Origin of the sequence: Allobosea lupini, from assembly GCF_900109525.1 — a bacterium.
Classification (GTDB): Bacteria; Pseudomonadota; Alphaproteobacteria; order Rhizobiales; family Beijerinckiaceae; genus Allobosea; species Allobosea lupini.
In genome coordinates, this window is sequence record NZ_FOAN01000004.1 from 353392 (window position 1) to 376735 (window position 23344).

At 66.7% G+C, this 23344-nt stretch carries 22 protein-coding genes and 1 tRNA gene; 9 read left to right on the forward strand and 14 right to left on the reverse strand.

What is annotated here, in order from left to right; all coding sequences use genetic code 11:
- Nucleotides 1-450: 450 nt before the first annotated feature.
- Nucleotides 451-2406, forward strand: a complete 1956-nt coding sequence (locus BMZ21_RS14330) for a glycosyltransferase (RefSeq protein WP_167561640.1) — start codon at nucleotides 451-453, stop codon at nucleotides 2404-2406.
- Here the strand turns inward: BMZ21_RS14330 and BMZ21_RS14335 are convergent.
- Both BMZ21_RS14335 and BMZ21_RS30370 read right to left on the reverse strand, forming a co-directional pair.
- Nucleotides 2351-2944: an SCO family protein gene (locus BMZ21_RS14335; protein ID WP_091835397.1), complete on the reverse strand. Its 594-nt coding sequence runs from the start codon at nucleotides 2942-2944 to the stop codon at nucleotides 2351-2353. The two genes, BMZ21_RS14330 and BMZ21_RS14335, sit on opposite strands and share 56 nt — an antisense overlap.
- A 32-nt stretch (nucleotides 2945-2976) precedes the next feature.
- Nucleotides 2977-3153: a hypothetical protein gene (locus BMZ21_RS30370; protein ID WP_158673287.1), complete on the reverse strand. Its 177-nt coding sequence runs from the start codon at nucleotides 3151-3153 to the stop codon at nucleotides 2977-2979.
- Between the two features lie 323 nt (nucleotides 3154-3476).
- Between BMZ21_RS30370 and BMZ21_RS14340 the strand changes: the two genes are divergently transcribed.
- The 3 genes from BMZ21_RS14340 (at nucleotide 3477) to BMZ21_RS14350 (ending at nucleotide 8371) form a co-directional block, all read left to right on the forward strand.
- Nucleotides 3477-5423 carry a PrkA family serine protein kinase gene (locus BMZ21_RS14340; RefSeq protein WP_091835400.1) on the forward strand — a complete coding sequence of 649 codons (1947 nt, stop codon included), beginning with the start codon at nucleotides 3477-3479 and terminating at the stop codon, nucleotides 5421-5423.
- Between the two features lie 75 nt (nucleotides 5424-5498).
- Entirely contained in the window at nucleotides 5499-6803 is a 1305-nt protein-coding gene (locus BMZ21_RS14345; RefSeq protein WP_091835402.1) for a YeaH/YhbH family protein, read from the forward strand.
- A gap of 11 nt (nucleotides 6804-6814) precedes the next feature.
- On the forward strand, nucleotides 6815-8371 hold the full coding sequence (locus BMZ21_RS14350) for a SpoVR family protein (protein WP_091835404.1): 1557 nt from the start codon (nucleotides 6815-6817) through the stop codon (nucleotides 8369-8371).
- A 19-nt stretch (nucleotides 8372-8390) separates the two neighbouring features.
- On the opposite strand, the gene BMZ21_RS14355 is transcribed toward BMZ21_RS14350, so the two are convergent.
- From BMZ21_RS14355 to psrA, 5 genes are all read right to left on the reverse strand, one after another.
- Nucleotides 8391-9128, reverse strand: coding sequence for a metallophosphoesterase family protein (locus BMZ21_RS14355; RefSeq protein WP_091835406.1), 738 nt, complete (start codon nucleotides 9126-9128; stop codon nucleotides 8391-8393).
- Between the two features lie 105 nt (nucleotides 9129-9233).
- Complete coding sequence (phnE, locus tag BMZ21_RS14360; protein ID WP_091835409.1) at nucleotides 9234-10037, reverse strand: phosphonate ABC transporter, permease protein PhnE; 804 nt, start codon at nucleotides 10035-10037, stop codon at nucleotides 9234-9236.
- Between the two features lie 14 nt (nucleotides 10038-10051).
- The gene (gene phnC / locus BMZ21_RS14365) at nucleotides 10052-10861 is read right to left on the reverse strand and encodes a phosphonate ABC transporter ATP-binding protein (RefSeq protein WP_091835413.1); all 810 of its coding nucleotides are present in this window, start codon (nucleotides 10859-10861) and stop codon (nucleotides 10052-10054) included.
- 31 nt (nucleotides 10862-10892) lie between these two features.
- Nucleotides 10893-11768, reverse strand: a complete 876-nt coding sequence (locus BMZ21_RS14370) for a phosphate/phosphite/phosphonate ABC transporter substrate-binding protein (RefSeq protein ID WP_091835416.1) — start codon at nucleotides 11766-11768, stop codon at nucleotides 10893-10895.
- Nucleotides 11769-11846: 78 nt separating this feature from the next.
- The gene (gene psrA, locus BMZ21_RS14375; RefSeq protein WP_091836067.1) at nucleotides 11847-12935 is read right to left on the reverse strand and encodes an iron-containing alcohol dehydrogenase PsrA; all 1089 of its coding nucleotides are present in this window, start codon (nucleotides 12933-12935) and stop codon (nucleotides 11847-11849) included.
- A 108-nt stretch (nucleotides 12936-13043) separates the two neighbouring features.
- On the opposite strand from psrA, the gene BMZ21_RS14380 reads away from it, so the two are divergent.
- Nucleotides 13044-13931, forward strand: a complete 888-nt coding sequence (locus BMZ21_RS14380) for a LysR substrate-binding domain-containing protein (RefSeq protein ID WP_091835419.1) — start codon at nucleotides 13044-13046, stop codon at nucleotides 13929-13931.
- Nucleotides 13932-14030: 99 nt separating this feature from the next.
- On the opposite strand, the gene BMZ21_RS14385 is transcribed toward BMZ21_RS14380, so the two are convergent.
- The 3 genes from BMZ21_RS14385 to BMZ21_RS14395 form a co-directional block, all read right to left on the reverse strand.
- Nucleotides 14031-14105: transfer RNA gene (locus tag BMZ21_RS14385), tRNA-Gly, on the reverse strand.
- Between the two features lie 126 nt (nucleotides 14106-14231).
- Entirely contained in the window at nucleotides 14232-14528 is a 297-nt protein-coding gene (locus tag BMZ21_RS14390) for a hypothetical protein (RefSeq protein WP_091835422.1), read from the reverse strand.
- A 253-nt stretch (nucleotides 14529-14781) separates the two neighbouring features.
- Nucleotides 14782-15945, reverse strand: coding sequence for a 2'-deoxycytidine 5'-triphosphate deaminase (locus BMZ21_RS14395; RefSeq protein ID WP_244543841.1), 1164 nt, complete (start codon nucleotides 15943-15945; stop codon nucleotides 14782-14784).
- 244 nt (nucleotides 15946-16189) lie between these two features.
- On the opposite strand from BMZ21_RS14395, the gene apaG reads away from it, so the two are divergent.
- Both apaG and argE read left to right on the forward strand, forming a co-directional pair.
- Nucleotides 16190-16582 carry a Co2+/Mg2+ efflux protein ApaG gene (gene apaG / locus BMZ21_RS14400; RefSeq protein WP_091836072.1) on the forward strand — a complete coding sequence of 131 codons (393 nt, stop codon included), beginning with the start codon at nucleotides 16190-16192 and terminating at the stop codon, nucleotides 16580-16582.
- On the forward strand, nucleotides 16579-17757 hold the full coding sequence (gene argE / locus BMZ21_RS14405; RefSeq protein WP_280141482.1) for an acetylornithine deacetylase: 1179 nt from the start codon (nucleotides 16579-16581) through the stop codon (nucleotides 17755-17757). Before apaG ends, argE begins: the two co-directional genes overlap by 4 nt.
- Nucleotides 17758-17879: 122 nt before the next feature.
- Here argE and BMZ21_RS14410 read toward each other — a convergent pair whose 3' ends face one another.
- The 3 genes from BMZ21_RS14410 to BMZ21_RS14420 are packed head-to-tail and all read right to left on the reverse strand — an operon-like array spanning nucleotide 17880 to nucleotide 21021.
- Nucleotides 17880-18878: an Hsp33 family molecular chaperone gene (locus BMZ21_RS14410; protein WP_091835425.1), complete on the reverse strand. Its 999-nt coding sequence runs from the start codon at nucleotides 18876-18878 to the stop codon at nucleotides 17880-17882.
- The gene (gene argF / locus BMZ21_RS14415; protein WP_208862283.1) at nucleotides 18878-19807 is read right to left on the reverse strand and encodes an ornithine carbamoyltransferase; all 930 of its coding nucleotides are present in this window, start codon (nucleotides 19805-19807) and stop codon (nucleotides 18878-18880) included. The genes BMZ21_RS14410 and argF overlap by 1 nt, the downstream gene beginning before the upstream one ends.
- Nucleotides 19808-19809: 2 nt before the next feature.
- Nucleotides 19810-21021 (reverse strand): aspartate aminotransferase family protein, encoded by a 1212-nt coding sequence (locus BMZ21_RS14420; protein ID WP_091835432.1) that lies wholly within the window; start codon nucleotides 21019-21021, stop codon nucleotides 19810-19812.
- A gap of 660 nt (nucleotides 21022-21681) precedes the next feature.
- On the opposite strand from BMZ21_RS14420, the gene BMZ21_RS14425 reads away from it, so the two are divergent.
- Together BMZ21_RS14425 and BMZ21_RS14430 are read left to right on the forward strand one after the other, a co-directional pair.
- Nucleotides 21682-22230, forward strand: coding sequence for a GcrA family cell cycle regulator (locus BMZ21_RS14425; RefSeq protein WP_091835435.1), 549 nt, complete (start codon nucleotides 21682-21684; stop codon nucleotides 22228-22230).
- Between the two features lie 77 nt (nucleotides 22231-22307).
- Nucleotides 22308-22628: a YnfA family protein gene (locus BMZ21_RS14430; protein WP_091835438.1), complete on the forward strand. Its 321-nt coding sequence runs from the start codon at nucleotides 22308-22310 to the stop codon at nucleotides 22626-22628.
- Between the two features lie 9 nt (nucleotides 22629-22637).
- On the opposite strand, the gene phoB is transcribed toward BMZ21_RS14430, so the two are convergent.
- Nucleotides 22638-23336 (reverse strand): phosphate regulon transcriptional regulator PhoB, encoded by a 699-nt coding sequence (phoB, locus tag BMZ21_RS14435; RefSeq protein ID WP_091835441.1) that lies wholly within the window; start codon nucleotides 23334-23336, stop codon nucleotides 22638-22640.
- Nucleotides 23337-23344: the final 8 nt, after the last annotated feature.

The following is a 23344-nucleotide window of genomic DNA, read 5'->3' on the forward strand; positions in this document are numbered from 1 at the left end:
GATTTCAAGCTTGTCAAGCGATTTGAGATCGACCATTTGCAAACTGCCGACGGCAGCCGGGAGCGAGACTATCGCGCCCGATCTCGTTCGCAACCGCGAAGTGAAATGGCACTCGAGCGCTGCCGCGCCGCGCAGATTCGCCGAGAAATGAAAGAGTTGGATAGACCACAGGTTCTATCGCGGCTCGGCATCGCGCACAGGCCAAGCCGCTCCAGACTCGCGGATCGGCGGCAGTTCGATCACTGCTGCGGGAAACGGCAGGCTCGCCTCATTTGTATGCAAATGATCTGAGGTGGCTATTTCGTCCCGCCCCGGCGCTGACGGCGCCGCCTTGTCGAAGGGGACAATACGCCGGCCTCTCCCGCCCGACTCGACTCCGACCTATCGTTAAGCAACCATAAGTTGCTGCCGGCTGCGGGAGCGCTCAACTGCGACCCCTGGGGGATGGGGATGGAAGCCTTAGCTTGGCCGCGCGCCGACGCTAGCGCGGTGCGTATGCTCGGCCTGCCTGCCGAGATCGCCTTCCTCGCCGATCATGGCGTGCCGCCCGCAGAATTGCGGGAGGCCGCCCGGCTCGCGGAGCGGATCGGCGTGTCACCGAGCCGTCAGGTCATCGCCTCCGGCCTTGTCGAGGAAGAGGAGTTCTACCGGGCGCTGGCTGCCGAGCTCGACCTGCGCTTCCAGCCGCACGCGCCGCCCTTGCAGCGGGGCGGCGACGTCGCGGCTATCCTGCGCGAGGGCCTGGCCGCCACGCGTGTCCGCCCGGAAAGCCCCCTGCGCTTCGCGGCCGCGCCCCCACCGGGCCCGGCCTTGCGACGCTTCTTGTCGGCCGGGGCCCGGGCTCGCGAGGATATCGTCGTGCTGCCCCCCGCGGCGCTGGCAGCCGAGCTGCGGCGGACGAACGCCGGACCCATCACGCGCGCGGCGGCCTGGCTGGACGAGGCCGGGCTAAGGCGGTTCAGCGCACGCACCGGAAGCAGCTGGCTGCAGAAAGGCCTTGCTTGCCTTATGGTCGGGCTTCTGTCCTGGTTCGGCACGCTGGCGCCTCTCGCGACCTTGACCGGCCTCGGCCTCATGCTCGGCCCCTTGTTCTTCGGCGCCGTGATCCTGCGCTTCGCGGCCCTGGCCGAGAAGCCGGCGGCCGATCTGTGGCGCGACCATCGCTGGCAGATCGATGACAGCCGCCTGCCGGTCTATACCGTCGCCGTGCCCATCTTCGGTGAGGAGGCGGTTCTCGACCAGCTCATCCAGGCGCTCGCGGCGCTCGACTACCCCGCCACCAAGCTGGACATCCACATCCTAGTCGAGGAGATCGACTGGAACCTGCGGCGCGCACTCGCAACCCGCACGCTGCCGGCCTTCATGCAGGTCACGATCGTGCCGCGCGGCCAGCCGCAGACCAAGCCGCGCGCCCTCAACATCGCCCTGGCCGAAGCGCGCGGCGAGTTGTTCGCCATCTTCGACGCCGAGGACATTCCCGACCCGCGGCAGCTGCGCCTGGCCGCCGCGCGCTTCCTGCGCTCCGATGACGACCTCGTCTGCCTGCAGGCCCATCTGGTTATCGACAATCCCGAAGACAGTTGGCTCAGCGGCTGCTTCGCCCTGGAATATGCCGGGCTCTTCGACGTGCTGAATCCCGGCCTGCTCGCCGCCGGACTGCCGATCATGCTCGGCGGCACATCGAACCATTTCCGCACGCAGGCACTGCGGCGCGTCGGAGGCTGGGACCCCTGGAATGTGACGGAAGACGCGGATATCGGCTTCCGGCTCGTGCGCTCGGGCGGCTACATGGCCGACCTGCCCAGCCATACGCTGGAAGAGGCGCCGCGCGATCTCCGGGCCTGGCTGAAACAGCGCCGGCGCTGGCTGAAGGGCTATCTGCAGACGCTGATCAGCCATATGCAGCGGCCAGACCGGTTGGTTCGCGAAGCCGGGGTCGGCGCGACCCTGACGTTCCTGGTGCTGACGCTGGGTACCCTGCTGGGAACGCTGCTCCTGCCGTTCCTCGTCGTGATGACAGGGGCCGCAATACTGCGCGGTTCGCTGCTGTCGCCGAGCACGCCTTTGGAAATGTGCTTTTCGGCGCTATCGCTCGGCCTTGCCGGCTGCGGCCTCCTGACGATGTTCCTGGTCCCAGCACTCGGCGCCAAGCGGCGCGGCGCTCCCGATCTATGGCGCCGCCTCTGGCTTCTCCCGCTCTACCATCTCGTGACCTCGCTCGCCGGCTGGCTGGCGCTCTACGACTATGTCGACGACCGCTTCGGCTGGCACAAGACGGCGCATGGGCTGGCGCGCTCGTCCCGCTATCGTGGCCCCACGTCCAGCGGCCGAGCAGCCAGGCCTGGCGAACTCACAGATGCCGCAGCCACTCCTGCGCCGCCTCTGCCGGCGGGCGCTCGATATTGAAGGCGCCGACGAAGCCGCCGTTCTTATCCATCAGATAGACCAGAGCGGTGTGGTCCATGGTGTAGTCGCCGTCCTTGAGCGGCACCTTGCGGGCATAGGCGCGATAGGCCTTGACCGCGGCGTCGATCGCGGCGCGCTCGCCGGTCAGCCCGATGATGCGCGGGTCGAATGAGCCGAGATAGCTCTTCATCGTCTCGGCGGTGTCGCGCTCGGGATCGACGGTGACGAAGAGCGCCTTGAGCTTCTCGCCCTTGGTCCCAGCCGCGCGCAGAACCTCCGAGATCTCGAACAGCTTGGTCGGGCAGATATCGGGGCAATGGGTGAAGCCGAAGAAGACCAGGAAGGGCGCGCCGCGCAGGTCCTTGTCGGTCAGGGTCTTGCCTTCGGCGGTGGTGAGGGTGAACGGCCCGCCGACGCTGGACGCCAGGCTCTGCCCGCTCTGGCGCGAGGCCGGAGCGAAGGTGACGAAGGCGGCAGCGGCGAGCGCGGCGGCGCCAAGCAGGAAGACCAGCAGGGGCAGGAGCAGGCGGCGGTTCACGGGAAGACCCTCGAAGGCGAGTGGAACGCCGCTCAGAAGCAGGCAAGGAGCGCGGCGATCAGCCCGTCGGTGAACAGCCGATCGCCTTCACGCCACCAGAGCAGCAGGCCGGCCGCCAACAGCAGCCCGAAGCCGCCGGCGAGCAGCCAGAGGCCCGGGCGGTGGCCCGGAGCGGCGTCCTGAGTATCGGTCTGCGGCGCTGCGCTCATCGCCGCAATCTAGCGCCACGCATGGTCGATCGGAAGCTGCGTTCATGCCGCAGGGATACTCCGACTTCCCATCTGCGCGATCCCTCTTGGCGATCCCGCTCAGCCTCCCCACATGAGATCATAGGCGCGCAGGCTGGCGCCCATCTCTGGCGTGGACGCGAAGAGGTGAGTTGAGGATGGGTCGCGTCAGCGTTAGGGGCAGGGCCCAGATGCCCGGCGGCCGTCAAGGCGCCCCTTATCGGCCAGGAACTTGCAAGTCTATCTGCGGTTGATTGTTCAGGGGCATTGTCGGCAAAGCCGGCTTGCGCTGGAGGGCTACCACGATGGAACGAGACGGCGAGGTCTTCCGCTTATTTTCCGAGGATTATCGAAGCTATTCTCAGGAAGAGATGAGCCTGCAGGAATATCTGCTCGCTTGTCGCGAAGACCAATCGATGTACGCGTCCGCCGCCGAGCGCATGCTCGAAGCGATCGGCAAGCCGAAGCTGTTCGACACCAGCCAGGACGAGCGCCTGGGTCGGATCTTCTCCAACCGGACGATCAAGATTTACCCCTCCTTCGCCGATTTTTTCGGCATGGAGGATACGATCGAGCGGATCGCCGGCTATTTCCGCTACGCCTCGCAGGGCCTGGAGGAGCGCAAGCAGATCCTTTATTTGCTCGGCCCCGTCGGGGGCGGCAAATCCTCGCTCGCCGAGCGGCTGAAAAAGCTGATGGAGGAGCGTCCCTTCTACACGCTCAAGATCGGCGACCAGATCAGCCCGGTGTTCGAATCGCCGTTGGGCCTGTTCCGGCCCGACCGCATGGGCGATCTCTTCGAAGACAAATACGGCATCGCCCGGCGGCGCCTGACCGGCCTGATCTCACCCTGGGCATCGAAGCGGCTCGACGAGATCTCGGGCGACATCGCCAAGTTCCGCGTCGTCAAGCTGACGCCCTCGCGCCTGCGCCAGATCGGCATCGCCAAGACCGAGCCGGGCGACGAGAACAACCAGGACGTCTCGACCCTCGTCGGCAAGGTCGACATCCGCCAGCTCGAGAACTTCAGCCAGTCGGACCCGGACGCCTATTCCTATAGCGGCGGGCTGAACCGGACGACGCAGGGCCTGCTCGAATTCGTCGAGATGTTCAAGGCGCCGATCAAGGTGCTGCACCCGCTGCTGACCGCGACGCAGGAGGGCAGCTACAACGGCACCGAGAATTTCGGCGCCTTCCCCTATCAGGGCATCGTGCTGGCCCATTCCAACGAGTCGGAATGGCTTCAATTCAAGAACAACAAGAACAACGAGGCCTTTCTCGACCGCATCCTGGTGGTCAAGGTCCCCTATTGCCTGCGCGTCACCGAGGAGCGGCAGATCTACGAGAAGCTGCTGCGCGAGAGCGAGCTCGCCGGCAGCCCCTGCGCGCCGGAGGTGCTCGACCTGCTCAGCCGCTTCTCGGTCTCGACCCGGCTCAGCGAGTTCGAGAATTCGCCGCTCTACACCAAGATGCGCGTCTATGACGGCGAGAACCTGAAGGAGGTCGAGCCCAAGGCCAAGGCGATCCAGGAGTATCGCGACGCCGCCGGGGTCGACGAGGGCATGACCGGCGTCAGCACGCGCTTCGCCTTCAAGATCCTGTCGCAGACCTTCAACTACGACACCGAGGAGCTCGCCGCCGACCCGGTGCACCTCATGTACATCCTCGAGGGGGCGATCAAGCGCGAGCAGTTCCCGAAGGAGACGGAAGCGGCCTATCTCGACTTCATCAAGTCGGAGCTGGCGACGCGCTATGCCGAGTTCATCGGCCACGAGATCCAGAAGGCCTATCTCGAATCCTACGGCGAATACGGCCAGAACCTGTTCGACCGCTACATCGCCTATGCCGACGCCTGGGTCGAGGACCAGGACTACAAGGATCCCGACACCGGCCAGATCCTCAACCGGCAGGTCCTCGACAACGAATTGTCGCAGATCGAGAAGCCGGCCGGCATCGCCAATCCCAAGGACTTCCGCAACGAAGTCGTGAAGTTCACCTTGCGCGCCAGGGCCAGGAACAACGGCCGCAACCCGTCCTGGACCAGCTATGAGAAACTGCGCGAGGTGATCGAGAAGCGGATGTTCGGCCAGGTCGAGGACCTGCTGCCGGTGATCAGCTTCGGCTCGAAGCAGGACAGCGTGACCGAGAAGCGCCATCACGGCTTCGTGCAGCGCATGGTCGAACGTGGTTATACCGAACGCCAGGTCCGGCGCCTGGTGGACTGGTACATGCGCGTCAACAAGGCGGGCTAGAGCATCGGCCCGAAAAGTGGGGTGCGGTTTTCGGACCATGCCGATGCAAAATCAGAATGCCGGCCGGAGCCTGCCATGCCGATCTTCATCGATCGCCGCCTGAACCCGAAGGACAAGAGCCTGGGCAACCGCCAGCGCTTTCTGCATCGCGTGCGGGCGGAGCTGAAGCGCAGCGTCCAGGAGCAGATCCGCTCCGGCAAGATCGCCGATGCGGACGGAGAGCATGCCGTCTCGATCCCGGCGAAGGGCACGAGCGAACCGAGCTTCCGCGACGCGAGGAACAGCGGCCGGCGCCAGCATGTCCTGCCCGGGAACAAGCAGTTCTCGCCAGGCGACAGAATGCCGAAGCCGGGCCAAGGCAGCGGAGCGGGCTCGTCGCCCGGCCTGCAGGATTCAGAGGACGACTTCCGCTTCGTGCTGTCGCGCGAGGAGGTGCTCGACCTGTTCTTCGAGGATCTCGAGCTGCCCGACATGGTCAAGCTCGCCCTGAAGGAGATCATGGCCGCCAAGCCGCGGCGGGCCGGCTTCTCCACCGGCGGTTCGCCGACCAACATCAATGTCGGCCGCACCATGCGCAACAGCCATGGCCGGCGCATCGCACTGCAAAGGCCCAAGCGCGCAGAGGTCGAGGCGATTCTCGCCGAACTGGCGCGAATCGAGGCCGAGGGCACGGATGCGGTGGGCGCCAAGGCCGCGGCCCTGCGCGCCGAGATCGACCGGCTGGAACGCCGGCGCCGGGTGATCGCCTTCATCGACCCCGTCGACATCCGTTTCAACCGCTTCGAGGCGCAGCCCCTGCCGAACGCCAACGCGGTGATGTTCTGCCTGATGGATGTCTCCGGTTCGATGGGCGAGCGCGAGAAGGACCTCGCCAAGCGCTTCTTCGTGCTGCTCCACCTGTTCCTGAAGCGGCGCTACGACCGCACCGAGATCGTCTTCATCCGCCATACCCACACGGCGCAGGAAGTCGACGAGGATACCTTCTTCCTGAGCACGCAGAGCGGCGGCACCGTCGTCTCGACCGCGCTGGAGGAGATGCAGCGCGTCATCGCGCAGCGCTACCCCAGCAAGGACTGGAACATCTACGTCGCGCAGGCTTCGGACGGCGACAATTTCGCCAGTGATTCCGAGCGATGCCTACGCCTGCTCGACGGCGAGATCATGCGTCTGTGCCAGTATTTCGCCTATGTCGAGATCATCGACGAACGCGAGAGCGAGATCTTCGGTTCGACCGACAACGGCACCTCGCTCTGGCGCGCCTATCTCAAGATCAAGGAACGCTGGCCGAATTTCGACACGACCCGCATCGCCAAGGCTGCCGACATCTACCCGGTCTTCCGCCAGCTCTTCACCCGGCAGCCGGCGCGGCCGCGCAACTGAAGGACGCGCCGATGCCCAGGCACGCGCACCGACCCGATCTGCTGTTTACCGGCTCGGACTGGAATTTCGGAACCTTGTCGCATGCCTATGACGTCATCGAAGCGGTGGCGAAGGAGGAGCTGCGGCTCGACATCTACCCGGTGCAGATGGAGGTGATCTCCTCCGAGCAGATGCTCGACGCCTATTCCTCGATCGGCATGCCCCTGATGTATCGCCACTGGTCGTTCGGCAAACACTTCCTCCATCACGAGCTGCACTACCGCAAGGGCGGCCGCGGCCTGGCCTATGAGATCGTCATCAATTCCGACCCCTGCATCGTCTATCTGATGGAAGAGAACACCATGGCCCTGCAGGCGCTGGTGACGGCGCATGCGGCCTTCGGGCACAACCATTTCTTCAAGAACAACTATCTGTTCCGGCAGTGGACCGACGCCGACGCGATCCTGGGCTATCTCGATTTCGCCAAGAGCTACATCACCCGCTGCGAGGAGAAGCACGGCGTCGCAGCCGTGGAGGCCATTCTCGACGCCGCCCACGCGCTGATGGACCAGGGCGTGTTCCGCTATCGCCGCCCGCCGAGACTTTCCTCCGAGAAGCAGCGCGAGGGCCTGCGCGAACGGCTGGAATATGAGGAACGCTCCTATAACGACCTCTGGCGGACGCTCCCGCGCCAGGCGGATGGCAGCAAGGCGGCGGCAGCGGAAAATGCAGACCTGATCGCCGAGCGGAAGAAGGCGCTCAACCTGCCCGAGGAGAACCTGCTCTATTTCCTTGAGAAGACCAGCCTGATCCTCGAGCCCTGGCAGCGCGAGGTCCTCAGGATCGTCCGCGTCATCGCGCAGTATTTCTATCCGCAGCGGCAGACGCAGGTGATGAACGAGGGCTGCGCCACCTTCGTGCACTACACCGTGATGAACGCGCTGTTCGATCAAGGCCGGATCGGCGAAGGCGCCATGCTGGAGATCCTGCGCAACCATTCGAACGTCATCTTCCAGCCCGGCTTCGACGATCCCCGCTTTTCCGGCATCAACCCCTATGCGCTCGGCCTCGACATGATGCAGGACATCAAGCGCATCGCGACCGAGCCGACCGCGGAGGATCGCGACTGGTTCCCCGAGATCGCGGGCAGCGGCGACTGGCGCACGATCCTGCTCGACGCCTGGGCCAACCACCGCGACGAATCCTTCATCCGCCAGTTCCTCAGCCCGGCCCTGATCCGGAAATGGCGATTGTTCCTGCTCTCCGATGCGGCCAACGAGTCGTTCTACAGCGTGGCTTCGATCCACAACGAGCGCGGCTATCGGAAGATCCGCGCCGCTTTGGCCCAGCGATACGACATCGGAACGAACAACACCGACATCCAGGTCGTCGATGTCGACCTGCTCGGCCAGCGGCACTTGCGCCTGCAGCACAAGGTCCGCGACGGCATCGTGCTGGATGGCGGCAGCTGCGAGGCGACCCTGCGCCATGTCCAGCGGCTCTGGGGCTACGAGGTCAGCCTGCAGGGCATCGACGCGCAGACAGGCGCAACGGTCTATGAACGCTCCAGCAGCCAGCTGGCGCAGTGACCAGCGGCACAGGCCCTACTTATGTCGGCAGAACCCGCCCGGTCCGCAAGGCATGGGCCCAGTCGGCGCGGCCATTGCCTTCAGCCCGCCTTGCCGCATGCTCCCAGTCATAGGCGACCGCGTGGTGCTCGATCTCGACGAAATCCGCCATCGTCACCACGGCGAAGCGGGCATGCGGCGCGCCGCTCTCCGAGACATGGATGCCGGGCTCGTCGGCGTTGTAGGCGGGATTGCCGACGCTGCCTGGATTGACCACGACAGTGCCGTCATCGAGCCGAAGCAGGCGCGGTTGATGGCTGTGCCCGCACAGGACCACGGCGGGACGAGTCGGTCCGAGCAACGTCTCGACCGCGCCCGGGGCGGCGGCGACCAGGCGTCCGCCTTCGATCGCGTCGAGCAGATAGGTGTCGTCGTCCTTCGGGCTGGCATGGAGGCAGCGCGCCCCGCCGACCTCGAGCTCGAAGGGCAGGCCGGCCAGCCAATCGCGGGCATCGGCGTCGAGATCGCGCCAGGCGAAGCTGTCGGAGGCGCCGAGGCCATCGGGCGAGGCCGCGCCGAGCGCCCTGTCGTGGTTGCCGCGAACATGGCTCATCGGGGTCGCCCGCAGGAGCCGCACGGTCTCCGCCGGCCAGAGCGGGCCCGAGGCACAGTCGCCGAGATTGACGACGCGATCGACGGAGAGCCTGGACAGCCGGGCAAGCACGGCTTCGAGCGCCGGCAGATTGCCATGGATGTCGGCGATGACGCCTAGCCGCATGTCGCAAATCCCGAATCCTGAGCCGGTTCAGGACCGGCCAATCCTGTGATGACGCGTCCCGGGCCTCGCGCCAAGGCCCGGGACGTCGTGGCTTCGACGATACGATCAGCGGATCAGGGCCCTGACGCGGGATGAGACGAGGTCGGCGATCAGGACCATGGCGAGGATGACGAGGATGCAGGTCGCGGTGTCCTGGTACTTGAACAGCTTCATCGAGGAGACGAGCTCGAAGCCGATGCCGCCGGCGCCGACCATGCCCAGCACGGTCGACTGGCGGACATTGGTCTCCAGCCGGTAGAAGATCGTCCCGAGCCAGGCCGGCAGGACCTGCGGCAGCACGCCGAAGAAGAAGGTCTTGAACGGGCCGACCCCGGCCGAGCGGAACGCCTCCAGCGGCCCCTCGTCGATATCCTCCATCGCCTCGGCGAAGAACTTGCCGAGCATGCCGGCGCCATGGATGGCGAGCGCCAGCACGCCGGCGAAGGGGCCGAGACCGATGGCGGCGACGAAGATCAGCGCCAGGATGATCTCGTTGATGCCGCGCATGCAGTTGAGCAGCTGCCGTGTCGCATGAAAGACGACCGGGCTCGGGCTCAGGTTTCGCGCCGCGAAGAAGCAGACCGGGAGGGCGATTACGACGCCGAGCAGCGTCCCCCAGACCGCGACCTGCAGGCTTTCCAGAGCCGGCTGCCAGAGCCGCTCCAGGAATTCCGGGTTGGGCGGCATCATCCGGACGAGGAAGTCCACCATGTAGGGGATGCCGTTCCAGAGATTATTGGCGTTGATCTGCGAGCCGAGCGCGGCCCACCACAGGAAGACCAAAGCACAGAGCGTGACGAAGCCGACGCCCCACCAGCCGAAGCGGCCTTGCGGGGGACGAAGGACGAGCTGCAGCGTTCCGAACGACATGGCTTGCTTCCCCGTCAGGCGGTTGCGGTGGCGATCATCGGCGCCAGCACAGGGTGGCTCGCCGGGCGAGGCTTGAGTACGCGGGCGATGCCGGGGTCCTCAAGGCCGGGATAGATCTGGTGGACGATCTCCGAGGTCAGCTGGTCGGGCGTGTCGTCGAAGACCACCCGGCCGCCGCTCAGGCCGACGATGCGCTCGCCGAACTCGACGGCATAGTCGACCTGATGGAGGTTGCAGATCACCGCGATGCCCTCCTCCTTGCAGATCGCCTTGAGGTAGCCGAGCACGACGCGCGAGGTCTTGGGATCGAGGCTCGCCACCGGCTCGTCGCAGAGGATCACCGCCGGCTGCTGGGCCAAGGCCCTGGCGATGCCGACGCGCTGCTGCTCGCCGCCGGAGAGCTGGTCGCCGCGCGAATTCGCCTTCTGGGCGAGCTCGACCCGGGCCAGGCACTCCATCGCGATCGCGACATCGGCTTTCGGGAAGAGCTGCAGCATCGAGAGGAAGGACGACAGCCCCGCCATGCGGCCAACCAGCACGTTCTTCAGCACCGACAGGCGCTTCACCAGGTTGTGGTGCTGGAAGATCATCGCCACCGGCCGCTTGCCGGCGGCGCCGCGCTTGAGGTCGAGCACCTTGCCGTCGATGACGGTCCGGCCCGCATCGGGCTGCGCCAGTCCGTTGATGCAGCGCAGCAGCGTCGACTTGCCGGCGCCGCTGGGGCCAAGCACGACGAGGAACTCGCCGGCTTTGACGCTGAGGTCGATGCCCTGCAGGACCGGGCGGCCCGCATAGGACTTCTTCAGTCCTTCGATCTTGATCATGCCGCTTCCTCCGCCGGTCGCGTTTGCGCGACTACTTCATCTTGGTGAGATCGAGCTTCAGCACCTTCGCGGTCTCGCGAATGATGTCGTAGGCTTGGTCGTTCGTCTCGACGAAGCGGTTGAGCTTGCCCTGGTCGGCCCAGGTGATGTCGCGAATGTTCAGGAAGGCCGATTTGATGTTCGCCTTCAGCTCCTCCGGCAGATTCTTGCGCCAGCAGGTCGGCGATTCCGGGATCGGGTCCGACTCCCAGACGACCTGGAGGTCGGCGCGATCGACCAGCTTCTTCTGGACGGCAGCATCGAGGATGCGGTCTGCGATCGTCGCCGCATCGACCCGCTTGTTGGCGACGGCGAGCGCATTGGCATCGTGCGAGCCGGTAAAGAGGACCCGGCCGAAATCCTTGTCGGGATCGAAGCCGAGCTTCATCAGCCCAGCCTTGGGAAAGAGATGGCCCGAGGTCGAGGACGGATCGACGAAGGCGAAGGTCCGCCCCTTCAGGCCCTTCCAGTCGCTGATGCCGCTGTCCTTCCGCGCAATGATCTGGCTGCGATAGAAGCTGCGGCTCGATTTGGCCGTCTCGGCGGTGGCGAAGGCCTCGATCGCCGCGACGGTGGTGCCGAGCACATAGGAGAACGGGCCGAGATAGGCGACGTCGACATGGTTCGAGCGCATCGCCTCGATCACGCCGTTGTAATCCGAGGCGACGAAGCCCTGGACGGTGATCCCGAGATTCTTCTGGAGCGCGGCGAGAAGCTGGGCGCTCGACTCCAGCATCGCTCGCGAATCCTCGGACGGGATCAGCCCAACCCGGACCAGCTTGGTCTGGGCTCGGACCAGGGCCGGTGCCGCCAGCAGCGATCCCGCAGCCAGCGAACCCTTCAATATCGTGCGACGCGTGGTGGTCATGTCATCCTCCCGAGATGATCCGGCGATCTTTTGATCGTCCGGCGAACCGTTGCGGGCGTCGTTGCCCGATGCGTGCTCTCAGGCGGCCATGGCCGCCTGCCGTCCGATGAAATTGCGGCCGCGCTCGCCTTCGAGCGCCTTGCCGACGAGACGGTTCCATTCGCCGGCCGAGACGCCATAGGCGGCAGGGTCGGTCGCAACGCCGAGATCCCGCAGGAAGGCGCCGAGCCGCTCGGCCCCCGCCTCGAGATCGGGGCCGAAGACACGGCGCAGCGCCGCATCGCATTGCGGCTGCGCGCCCATCGCCCAGCGCATCACCATGGGCAGCGAGAAGGAGCAGGCGATGCCGTGGATCGTGCCGCTCTTCAGGGTGATGTCGTAGGAGATGTTGTGGGCGAGCGCCGTCCTGGTGTTGGAGAAGGCGAGGCCCGCCAGCAGGCTGGCGCGCATCTGCCGGGTCCGGAGCTCGATATCGCCAAGGCGTTCCAGCAGGCGCGGCAGCGTCTCGATGATCTCCCTGGCAGCCTCGACCGCATAATTGGCCGAGACCGGATTGCCGTTGACGTTCCAGATGCTCTCCAGCGCGTGGGAGAGGGCATCGAGCCCGGTCGCCAGGGTGAGGCCGCGCGGCGCGCCGACCGTCAAGGCGGGGTCGAGCACGGCCGTCTCCGGATAGAGACGGGGATGTGCGAGCGAATACTTGCTGCCATTGGCCTGATCCCACACCGTCGCCCAGGAGGTGACCTCGGAGCCGGTGCCGGCCGTGGTCGGCACGGCGATGATCGGGATGATCGCGGCCCCGTCGAGCGGCGTCTTCTCGGTCAGGTGCCGGCGGACTGTCTCGAAGTCGCCGTCGCTGGCCGCCAGCACCTTGGCGGCGTCGATCATCGAGCCGCCGCCGAGCGCGACGATGACCTCGGCCGGCTCGGCCGCGCCGAACTGGCGGCAGGATTCGGCGAGATCGGCGCAGTCCGGATTGGTCTCAATATTGGTGATCGAGACGACCGGCGCGCCGACCACTGCGGTCAGCCTGGCGGAGAATTCGCGGAAGAGCGGCTGGTCATAGGTGACGAGGGCCCAGCGCCGCCCGCCGATCTGCCCGGCGACCTCGTCGAGGAGGCCGCTGCCGAACCGGATCTTCACGGGGTTCCAGTACGCCCAGTTCATGCGGTCCATCCCTCGCAATGCGCCTTGCCGGCTCGTTGTCAGGGATGCTCACAGAGCTCCATTCTTATAACAAATTGATTTTTCGATCTGAATGAATAGAAATTCTCTATGCGTTACACTCAGCTCCGGTCGTTCCACAACGTCGCGAATGCCGGTGGCTTCAACGCCGCCGCCGAGGCTTTCAACATCAGCCAGCCGACGCTGACGGCGCAGGTCGGGGCGCTGGAGGAGGAGTTCGGGGTCGAGCTCTTCGTCAAGCGCGGCCGGCGGCGCGAGCTGAGCGAGAGCGGGCGCCAACTGCTTGGCATCACCACACGGCTCTTCGCCGAGGAGGCCGAGGCGCTCGCCTTCCTGACGGAATCGCGCGAGCTCCGGACGGGCCGGCTCTCGATCGGCGCCGTCGGCCCGTTCCACGTCACCGAAATGCTCGCCGCCTTCAACCAGGCCTATCCGGGGATCGAGCTGGCCGTGAAGATCGGCAACTCTGCCGAGGTGCTCGGGGACCTCGAAAGCTATCGCTGCGACGTCGCGGTGCTCGCCTATATCGACGAGGACGACCGGCTGCTGACCATCCCCTATCGCCGCCACCCCGTCGCGGTCTTCGTGCGGCGCGATCATCGCCTGGCGGATCAGCGCAGCATCCGGCTGCCGGAGCTGGCGGGGGAGCCGATGATCGCACGCGAACAGGGCTCGACGACACGGCGTGCCTTCGAGAGTGCGCTCGCCAAGACGGGCACGAAGCCGCGTCTGGTGATGGAGATCGGCAGCCGAGAGGCGATCCGCGAGGCGGTGATCCGCGGGCTCGGCATCAGCTATGTCTCGGAGGCCGAGTTCGTTCCGGACGAGACGCTGCGGCTGATCCCGATCGAGGGCGCCGAGGTCTACACCTATGCGCATGTGGTCGTGCTGAAGCAGCGGCAGACCAGCCGGATCATCAAGGCCTTCCTCGACGTCGTCCAGCGGACCCGCGACGCCTCAGGCATCGTCGATGCGTAGAGCGTTGAGGGAACGCGGAACGGCGCAAGCGGCGGCTACTTCAGCAGGATCGGCCGCCAACGACAAGCCGCCGCAATCGACTGAGCTTCAAAGAAATTCTGGAGCGGGCGATCGGGATCGAACCGACGACATTCAGCTTGGGAAGCTGACGTTCTACCACTGAACTACGCCCGCGTGCTGTCCGTATAGCCGGGCCGGACTGCCCGCCGCAAGCCGGTCGATCCAACATTCCGGATATAAACGAAAAAACCGCGCCGGACCCTGTCGCCCGGCGCGGCTTTCGTTCAGACGCCGAGCGCCTCAGTAGCAGCCGTAATAGCCGCAGCCATAATAGCCATAGTGGCGGCGCGACGAAGCGGCGATGACCGCACCGCCGACCGCACCGGCGACGACGCCGGCCGCAACCGCGTTGCTCGCCTGGGCGTTGGAGCGGCGGAAGCTCTGGAACACCTCGCTACGGCAGCGCTCGAAGGCGCGGGTGCCGGGGCGGTGGCCGGCATCGAGGCAGACCTGGTCGGACTCGGCCGCCGACTGCTCGACGCTCTGGCAGCCGCCGAGGGCAGCGGCGAGGACGCCGGCGATGATGAGGGCGCGCATGAGAAATCCTTTCCCTGTAGACATTTGGCCACGAAAGCCATGAAGCGGAAGGCGGTCGAAGCCTGCCGCCGGTGACACAAGCATGAACACGCCGCAGGCCAGCGGCCGGCAACGCCATCGGCGCTTGCAGCCATCTGACACGGAATCGCCGTTTTGTCGCCCCGTAGCTCGCCGTCCGGGCAATCTTCCTGCGTGCGTTGCGGATTCGCAGCTAAGGAAAGGTTGAATCGGCCGCGAACACGTCGCCTGCAGCCTAACTCCGGAAATGCTTGGAAAGTTTCAGCGCCTGGCCCTGGTAATTGGAGGTGCCAATCGCGCCGTAGAGCGCGTCGGGCTCGGTCGCCATCCGCTCGAAGGCGAGGCGCCCGACCACCTGCCCGTCCTCGAGCAGGAAAGGCACCTCGTGGCTCCGGACCTCGAGCACGCCGCGGCTGCCGGGCACGCCTCCGGCACCGACGCCGAAGCCGGGATCGAAGAAGCCGGCATAGTGGACGCGGAACTCGCCCATGGCCGGGTCGATCGGCGCCATCTCGGCGGCAAAGGCCGGCGGGATGTAGATCCGTTCCTTCGAGGCGAGGATGTAGAATTGATGCGGGTCGAGGATGAGCCGTCCCCGCTTGGCCGGGATCGGCGTCCAGAAATCGTCGATCTCATAGCCGCTGACCCGGTCGACATCGATGACGTCGGTGAAGCGCTGGGCCTGGTAGCCGATGATCTCGCCCTCGGCATCGCCGAGATGGATGCTGAACAGGAGGCCGTTGCGGATCGTCGCGGGGCCGTCGACCAGAGCGGTCTGGCGATGGACTTCGCGCAGCTCGCGGTCGGAGACGCGAAAGCCCTCCGCCTCCTCCTGGCCGGAGCTGCGGCGGCGGAAGCGCAACTGGTTGAGCCGGCTGCCCTTGCGCACCTTGATCGAGAAGCTCGACGGCGAGATCTCGGCGTAGAGCTTGCCGGAATAGCCGCCGGCGACGCTGTCGAAGGCCTCGCTGCGGTCGGCGATCAGGCGGGTGAAGACGTCGAGCCGGCCGGTCGAGCTCTTCGGATTGGCGAAGGCCGAGATCGTCGCGGGCAGATCGTGCAGCGACTCCATCAGCTCGACGACATAGACGCAGTTCTTCTCGAGGATCGCGCCCTCCTCAAGCGAGACCTCGTCCTGGGTCAGGTCGGCGAGCATCTGGGCGACGCTCTTGTTCGGCCCGGGCAGGAAGCTGGCGCGGACGCGATAAGCCTTGTGGCCGAGCCGAAGATCGATGCTCGCCGGCTGGTACTGGCTCTCTGAAAAGGCACCCGAGGTCGAGCGGACCATGCCGCGATGCACGAGCTTGCGGATGTCCTGGCGCGGCAGCACGCCGGAGGGGCCGGCGAGCGAAGCCGGCGCGGTCGCGATCTCGGCCAGCATGTCGGGCGATGTCGCCATGGCGCTATCAGACCACCTTGTGAAGCGCGGCGCAAAGCCAGCCTGCCGCGAGATTGATCGTTCTTCCTGCCGCACCGGGGAGCCGCTGGCGAGTCCGGTGCCACGTTTTCCACATGCCGGCATCGCTGCGGATCATCGGGTCTACATCCGGTTGACGGCATTGACGCTGCGCCGTTGCAGGTCATAACAAGGCCTTCCCGCCGCCCCGGCGAGAGCCGCGCGCAGACGGCACGGAGCCGCGATGATCTACCAGGCCGAAACCCATGGCGTGCGCGTCACTGCCTCGCCCAAGTTCATGGACTCTGAATCCACGCCGGACCAGAGCCGCTATTTCTGGGCCTATACGATCGAGATCGAGAACCTGTCGCCCCGCACCATGCAGCTGATGGCGCGGCACTGGGTCATCACCGATGGACGCGGCGAGGTGCACGAGGTCCGCGGCGACGGCGTGATCGGCCAGCAGCCGGTGCTGCAGCCGGGCGAGCGCTTCAGCTATACCTCCGGATGCCCGCTGATGACGCCCGATGGCAGCATGCGCGGCGTCTATGCCATGCTCGGCGAGGACGGCGCGCAGTTCGATGTCGAGGTGCCGCTGTTTCCGCTCGACTCGCCCTATGTGAAGAAGGTCCTGCATTGACGATCGCCACACCGACCGGGCAGCGCTACCAGCCGCTCGACATGCTCGCCCGCCTCGTCGCCTTCGACACGGTGAGCCACAAATCCAATCTCGACCTGATCGCCTTCGTCGAGGACTACCTCACTGGCTGGGGCGTGCCGTCCGTGCGCTTCCCGAACGCAACCGGCGACAAGGCGGCGCTGTTCGCCACGATCGGCCCGCAGGACAAGGGCGGTATCGTGCTCTCCGGCCATACCGATGTCGTGCCGGTCGAGGGCCAGGCTTGGTCGCGCGATCCGTTCACACTGCATGTCGAGAACGGCAAGGCCTATGGCCGCGGCTCGGTCGACATGAAGGGCTTCGTCGCGCTGGCGCTGGCGCTCGTGCCGGACTTTCTCGCCGCCGACCTCAAGACGCCGATCCACCTGTTCTTCTCCTATGACGAGGAGGTGACCTGCCTCGGCGTCGTCGACGGCATCGCCGCGATGGGCAGGAGCCTGCCCAAGCCACGCGCCGTCATCGTCGGCGAGCCGACCTCGCTCGAACTCGCCGATGCGCATAAGGGCATTCGCACCTTCTTCACCGCGATCACCGGCTTCGCCGCGCATTCGTCCAAGCCGCATCTCGGTGCCAGCGCCGTCCATGCCGGCACGCGCCTCGCCGCCGGCCTCGTCGCCATGGCCGATGAGCGCGAAGGCCGGATCGACGAGAGCGGCCGCTTCGATCCGCCCTATGACACCGTCCATATCGGCAAGTTCCATGGCGGGATCGCCCGCAACATCCTGGCCGATCGCTGCGATCTCGCCTGGGAGGTGCGCACGCTGCCGGGCTCCGATCCCGAAGAGGTGCCGGCCCGTTTCGCCAAGTTGTCGGAGGAGGTGCTGGCGCGGATGCGCAGGACCGCGCCGTCGGCTGCGATCGAGACGGTGATGAGCTCGGACGTGCCGGGCCTCGCGCCCGATCCGGGCTCGGAGGCCGAGACGCTGGTGATGCGCCTCGCCGGCCGCAACCGCACCATCGCCGTCGCCTATGCCACCGAGGCCGGGCATTTCCAGCGCGCAGGCCTGCCGACCATCGTGTGCGGCCCCGGCTCGATCGACCAGGCGCACCAGCCGGATGAGTACATCACGCTGGAGCAGTTCGCCGCCGGTGAGGCCTTCATGCGCCGGCTGCTGGCGGAATGCCGGGTGGGGTAATACGCCGTCATTCTCGAGCGAAGCGCAGCGCAGACCCGAGAATCTCCTGACGAGAAGGCACTAGACGGAGTCTTCTCCGGCCTGAGATGCTCGGGTCAAGCCCGAGCATGACGCCGAGCCCTTCACGCCCCCGCCGCGATCTCCGCCTCGACCTCGGCCGGGTCGAACTCGTAGCGGCGCGAGCAGAACTCGCAGGTGACGCCGAGCGTGCCGTCATCGGCGATCATCGCCTTGCGGTCGTCGGCAGAAAAGCCCTTGAGCATGCCGAGCACGCGTTCGCGCGAGCAGCGGCAGGCCTCGTGCACCGCGACGGGCTCGAAGACATGGGCGCCGCGCTCATGGAAGAGCCGGTAGAGCAGGCGCTCGCTCTCCAGCAGCGGATCGAGCAGTTCGTGATGCTCGATCGTCTCGACCAGCGAGCGCGCCTCGGTCCAGGCGTCGTCGCTGACACCGTCATCGTCGCCGGCGGCAAGGATCTCATGGCCTTCGGGCGCATCGCCAGGGTGGAGATCGGCAGCGCGCATGCGCTCGGGCGAGTTCGGCATGAACTGCACGATCAGACCGCCGGCACGCCAGGCGAGGCCGGCGCCGGTCAGGACCGAGCCGACGCCGAGCCGGATGCGGCTGGGAATCTGCTCGGACTGGCGGAAATACTGGTGGCCGGCTTCTTCCAGGCTCTGTCCGTCGAGCGCGACGACGCCCTGATAGCGCGTCGCCTCGCTGCCCTGGTCGACGGTCATGGCGAGGTGGCCCTTGCCAAGCAGATCGCCGGTCGAGATCGCGTTTGCATCGATCGCGGCCGCCAGCTGATCGGCATCGTAGCGAGCCATGGCGCGGTAGCAGTCGGGCGCGTTGAAGTCGACGACCAGCATCGAGACCGGCCCATCGCTCTTGGTCTGCAGCTGGAAGCGGCCTTCGCCCTTGAGCGTGGTACCGAGCATGACGGCGAGCGCCGCGGCCTCGGCGAGGACGCGCGCAACGGGCTCAGGGTAATGATGCCGCGCGAGGATCCGGTCGAGCGAAGGGCCGAGCCTGACGACCCGGCCGCGCACGTCGAGATCGGGCACGGCGAAGGGCAGCACCCGATCGTCGGGTGCGCCCGCGGGCGAGCCTTCCGCCATCAGGCCGCCACTCCGCCGAAGCACCAGGCCAAGATGCCCTTCTGGGCATGCAGCCGGTTCTCGGCCTCGTCGAAGACAGCCGATTGCGGGCCGTCCATGACCTGGTCGGTCACTTCCTCGCCGCGCGAGGCCGGCAGGCAATGCATGAAGATCGCATCCTTCTCGGCGCGGCCGAGCAGGCGCTCATCGACCTGGTAGGGCCGCAGCAGGTTGTGGCGCGTGCCTTCCTGGTCGCCCATCGAGACCCAGCAATCGGTGATGACGCAGTCGGCGCCCTCGACCGCCGCCTCGGGACGATGGGTCAACTGCAGCCTGGCGCCCTGGTCGCGGGCCCAGTCGAGCAGCGCCGGCGGAGGCGCGAGCTCTTCGGGCGTCGCGATGGCGAGCTCGAAATCGAGCCGGCCGGCGGCATGGACCCAGGAGGTCAGGACGTTGTTGGTGTCGCCGGTCCAGGCGATGCGCTTGCCCTTGATCGAGCCCTTGCGCTCCTCGAAGGTCATGACATCGGCCATGACCTGGCAGGGATGCTGGCGCTTGGTCAGGCCGTTGATCACCGGCACGGTGGCGTATTGCGCCATCTCGACCACGGCGTCGTGGTCGAGCATGCGGATCATGATCGCATCGACATAGCGCGAGAGCACGCGGGCGGTGTCGGCGATGGTCTCGCGCTCGCCGAGCTCGATCTCCTGGCCAGTCACCATCATCGGCGAGCCCCCGAGCTCGCGGATGCCGACATCGAAGGAGACGCGGGTCCGCAGCGATGGCTGCTCGAAGATCATGGCGATGACCTTGCCTTCGAGCAGGCGGTCGGCCGCGGCCGCGGGCGTGCGCCGGCGGGCCTTGATGTCCTCGCCGGCCTTGAGGATGGCGCGGAGCTCTCCGGCCGAGAAATCCGAGAGATCGAGAAAGTGACGCGTCGCAGACATCATGCTCACTCCGCTGCCGGCCGGGCGAGCTCCGCCTCGACCGCGCCAGCTGCCTTGTCCAGCCGCGCCACCGCCTCGGCCACCTCGCTCTCGCCGATGATCAGCGGCGGCAGCAGGCGCACGACATTGTCGCCGGCCGCCACCACGAGCAGGCCGGCGGCCCGCGCCTGCGCGACGAAATCGGTGTTCGGGGTCTTGAGCTTGAGGCCGAGCATCAGCCCCTCGCCGCGGATCTCCTCGATCACCTGGGGATGCTGATCCTTGAGCTGGGCCAGCGACTGGCGCAGGCGCAAGGCCGTCTTCTGGACATGGTCGAGGAAGCCCTGCGCCAGGATGACGTCGAGCACGGCGTTGCCGACCGCCATGGCGAGCGGATTGCCGCCGAAGGTCGTGCCGTGGGTGCCGAGCGTCATGCCGGAGGCGGCCTCTTCGGTGGCGAGGCAGGCACCCATCGGGAAGCCACCGCCGATGCCCTTGGCGATCGACATGATGTCGGGAGCGACACCGGAATGCTCATAGGCGAAGAACTTGCCGGTGCGGCCGACGCCCGTCTGGATCTCGTCGAAGATCAGCATCAGCCCGTGCTCGTCACAGAGCTCGCGCAGCTGCTTGAGGACACGCATCGGCACCGAGCGCAGGCCACCTTCGCCCTGGATCGGCTCGATCATGAGCGCGGCGGTCTCCGGGCCGATCGCGGCCTTCAGCGCCGCCTCGTCGTCGAACGGCACCTGATCGAAGCCATCGACCTTCGGGCCGAAGCCGTCGATGTATTTCTGCTGGCCGCCGGCGGCAATGGTCGCGAGCGTGCGGCCATGGAAGGCGCCCTCGAAGGTGACGACCCGGAAGCGCTCCGGATGGCCTTTCGCGGCGTGGTACTTGCGCGCCATCTTGATGGCGCACTCGTTCGCCTCGGCGCCCGAATTGGTGAAGAAGACGCGTTCGGCGAAGGTCGCCTCGCAGAGCCGGCGGGCGAGCTTCTCGCCCTCGGGCATGGTGTAGAGATTGGAGGTGTGCCAGATCCGCTGCGCCTGGGCGGTCAGCGCCTCGACCAGATGCGGATGGGCGTGCCCCAGCGAATTGACGGCGATGCCGGCGCCGAAATCGAGATAGCGGGTGCCGTCGGCGGTGATCGCCCAGGCGCCCTCGCCACGCTCGAGCGCGATCGGGGCCCGGGCATAGGTCGGCAGGAGAACGGAAGAAGCGGAAGCGGTGCTCATGGAGCAAAATCCTTGCGGCGAGACGGGAAAATAGCGCGGAATCTCGGGCCGGGAACGGCAGGATGGGACGCAAGGCGGCATGATGCCGGCACGATGCGACCCGCCGGCGACATTATCGTCGCTGGCCGCTCCCGCCGTCTCGTCGCGCGTCAAGCCGCATCAAAGGAAAATCCCGATCGCTCAAAAACATAAGCGCCGCCCTTGGGGGCGGCTGCGTCGCACGACTATGCAAAACCGGCCCGGCCCTGTCAATTCCGGCTGACTTGGAGCCCGTCCCCAACGGCTTCTCCCGCAAGCCGTCGGGGCAAAACGGTCTCCATTCCAAAAGTGGGAGACGGATTCACCGATCAGGGTATGCCACCCTGATCGGATCCGGCTCTCGCGGCAGCGTTGCCGAATAGACTCACTGTCCGGCCGTCTGCGGCGATTGGCTGGGGAAAAGCCGAATTACGATTCGGCGACTCTTGTGGCCGAGTCAGGCCATCTTGTATGGTCCTCTTCGTCAGATACGACATCTCGTGCGGCGTCTCCTGTATCGTCAGTTCCGGGCGTAACGGCTTCCGTTTTGTGACGGACGCTGCCGGTATCGGATTCCGCCATGATCTCTCCCTATGCCTCGCCGGCCCGCTGGCGAAGCATGACGAAGACAGGTGCAACCCCATGACCGAAGCCGGAGCCTGGACCGACGAACGCGTCGAACTGCTCAAGAAGCTCTGGAATGACGGCCTGAGCGCGAGCCAGATCGCCGCCGAGCTCGGCAGCGTCACGCGCAACGCCGTCATCGGGAAGGTTCACCGTCTCGGCCTGTCCGGCCGGGCCAAGAGCCCCGGTTCGGCCACGCCGCGCCCGCGCAAGCCGGCGGCCCGCCCGCCGAGCCATCCCGCCGGCCATCAGAACGGTGGCGCCGGGCTGACCCGCGGCAACACCGCGCTGGCACCGCAGTTCGCACCCGAAATCGCGACCGAAGCACAGGTCGAGCGCGCTCCGGCGCCGGCCGAGGACGTGGTCGTGCCGTTCTCCGAGCGGGTCACGATCATGGATCTGCGCGAGTATATGTGCCGCTGGCCGATGGGCGACCCGACCACGCCGGAGTTCCGCTTCTGCGGCGGCCGCAGCGCGACCGGCATGCCCTATTGCGCCTATCACGCCCGGATCGCCTACCAGCCGGCGGCCGACAGGCGCCGCGAGCGCAAGCCCGTCCGCGCCTGAGGCGGCGTAACCATCCAAAATCGGAAAAGCCGGCCCTCGTGGCCGGCTTTTTCATGGGAGATCCACGGGAGAGCGCGATGGCGACCTTCGCGACCTATGCCGCCGCGGCGCTGGCGGAGATCGCCGGCTGCTTCGCCTTCTGGGCCTGGCTCAAGCTCGGCAAGCCGGTCTGGTTGCTGCTGCCGGGTCTGGTATCGCTCGCGGCTTTCGCCTGGTTGCTGGCCCTGCTCGACAGTCCAGCCGCCGGGCGCACCTTCGCCGCCTATGGCGGCGTCTATATCGTGGCGTCGCTGGCCTGGATGGCGCTGGTCGAGAAGGTGCTACCAGGTCGCTACGACCTGGCAGGCGCCGCGCTCTGCCTTGCCGGCGCAGCGGTGATCATCGCCGCGCTGCGCTGACAGAAGCGCTCAGCTGCGGGCAAACGTCTCGTCGAAGGCGTAGCCGGCGCCGCGCACCGTGCGCAGCGGGTCCTTGGCATTGGCCGGCGTGATCGCCTTGCGCAGGCGCCCGACATGAACGTCGACGGTGCGTTCGTCGATATAGACGTCGCGGCCCCAGACGGCGTCGAGCAGTTGCGCCCGGGAATAGACCCGGCCCGGGGCCTGCATCAGGAATTCGAGCAGGCGGAACTCGGTCGGGCCGAGATGCAATTCGGCGCCGGCGCGGCGGACGCGCCGGGTGGTGCGGTCGAGCTCGAGATCGCCGGCAGCGAGCAGACCGGCGACATGGCCGGGCTTGGCGCGGCGCAGCAGCGCCTGGATGCGGGCGATCAATTCGGGCAGCGAGAACGGCTTGACGACATAGTCGTCGGCACCGGTGGCAAGGCCGCGGACGCGCTCTGTCTCCTCGCCGCGGGCTGTCAGCATGATGATCGGCACGCGCTCGGTGTCGCGCCGCGTGCGCAGGCGCCGGCAGAGCTCGATGCCGGAGAGGCCGGGCAGCATCCAGTCGAGCAGGACGAGGTCGGGCGTATGGTCGCGCAGGTGCAGTTCGGCGTCGTCGCCGCGCGCCACGCTGTCGACCTCGAAGCCCTCGGCCTCGAGATTGTAGCGCAGCAGCAAGGTGAGCGGCTCCTCGTCCTCGACGATCAGGATGCGTGCGGGCATGTCAGCGT

Bases quoted from the DNA above. Each gene is read 5' to 3' on its own strand.
- BMZ21_RS14330 (WP_167561640.1), top strand. From the start codon at position 451: ATGGAAGCCTTAGCTTGGCCGCGCGCCGACGCTAGCGCGGTGCGTATG.
- psrA (WP_091836067.1), bottom strand. From the start codon at position 12,935: ATGAACTGGGCGTACTGGAACCCCGTGAAGATCCGGTTCGGCAGCGGC.
- BMZ21_RS30370 (WP_158673287.1), bottom strand. From the start codon at position 3,153: ATGAGCGCAGCGCCGCAGACCGATACTCAGGACGCCGCTCCGGGCCAC.
- BMZ21_RS14370 (WP_091835416.1), bottom strand. From the start codon at position 11,768: ATGACCACCACGCGTCGCACGATATTGAAGGGTTCGCTGGCTGCGGGA.
- phnE (WP_091835409.1), bottom strand. From the start codon at position 10,037: ATGTCGTTCGGAACGCTGCAGCTCGTCCTTCGTCCCCCGCAAGGCCGC.
- BMZ21_RS14410 (WP_091835425.1), bottom strand. From the start codon at position 18,878: ATGGCGGAAGGCTCGCCCGCGGGCGCACCCGACGATCGGGTGCTGCCC.
- BMZ21_RS14430 (WP_091835438.1), top strand. From the start codon at position 22,308: ATGGCGACCTTCGCGACCTATGCCGCCGCGGCGCTGGCGGAGATCGCC.
- phnC (WP_091835413.1), bottom strand. From the start codon at position 10,861: ATGATCAAGATCGAAGGACTGAAGAAGTCCTATGCGGGCCGCCCGGTC.
- BMZ21_RS14355 (WP_091835406.1), bottom strand. From the start codon at position 9,128: ATGCGGCTAGGCGTCATCGCCGACATCCATGGCAATCTGCCGGCGCTC.
- BMZ21_RS14350 (WP_091835404.1), top strand. From the start codon at position 6,815: ATGCCCAGGCACGCGCACCGACCCGATCTGCTGTTTACCGGCTCGGAC.
- BMZ21_RS14380 (WP_091835419.1), top strand. From the start codon at position 13,044: ATGCGTTACACTCAGCTCCGGTCGTTCCACAACGTCGCGAATGCCGGT.
- BMZ21_RS14345 (WP_091835402.1), top strand. From the start codon at position 5,499: ATGCCGATCTTCATCGATCGCCGCCTGAACCCGAAGGACAAGAGCCTG.
- BMZ21_RS14390 (WP_091835422.1), bottom strand. From the start codon at position 14,528: ATGCGCGCCCTCATCATCGCCGGCGTCCTCGCCGCTGCCCTCGGCGGC.
- BMZ21_RS14425 (WP_091835435.1), top strand. From the start codon at position 21,682: ATGACCGAAGCCGGAGCCTGGACCGACGAACGCGTCGAACTGCTCAAG.
- argF (WP_208862283.1), bottom strand. From the start codon at position 19,807: ATGATGTCTGCGACGCGTCACTTTCTCGATCTCTCGGATTTCTCGGCC.
- BMZ21_RS14395 (WP_244543841.1), bottom strand. From the start codon at position 15,945: ATGGCGACATCGCCCGACATGCTGGCCGAGATCGCGACCGCGCCGGCT.
- phoB (WP_091835441.1), bottom strand. From the start codon at position 23,336: ATGCCCGCACGCATCCTGATCGTCGAGGACGAGGAGCCGCTCACCTTG.
- BMZ21_RS14340 (WP_091835400.1), top strand. From the start codon at position 3,477: ATGGAACGAGACGGCGAGGTCTTCCGCTTATTTTCCGAGGATTATCGA.
- BMZ21_RS14420 (WP_091835432.1), bottom strand. From the start codon at position 21,021: ATGAGCACCGCTTCCGCTTCTTCCGTTCTCCTGCCGACCTATGCCCGG.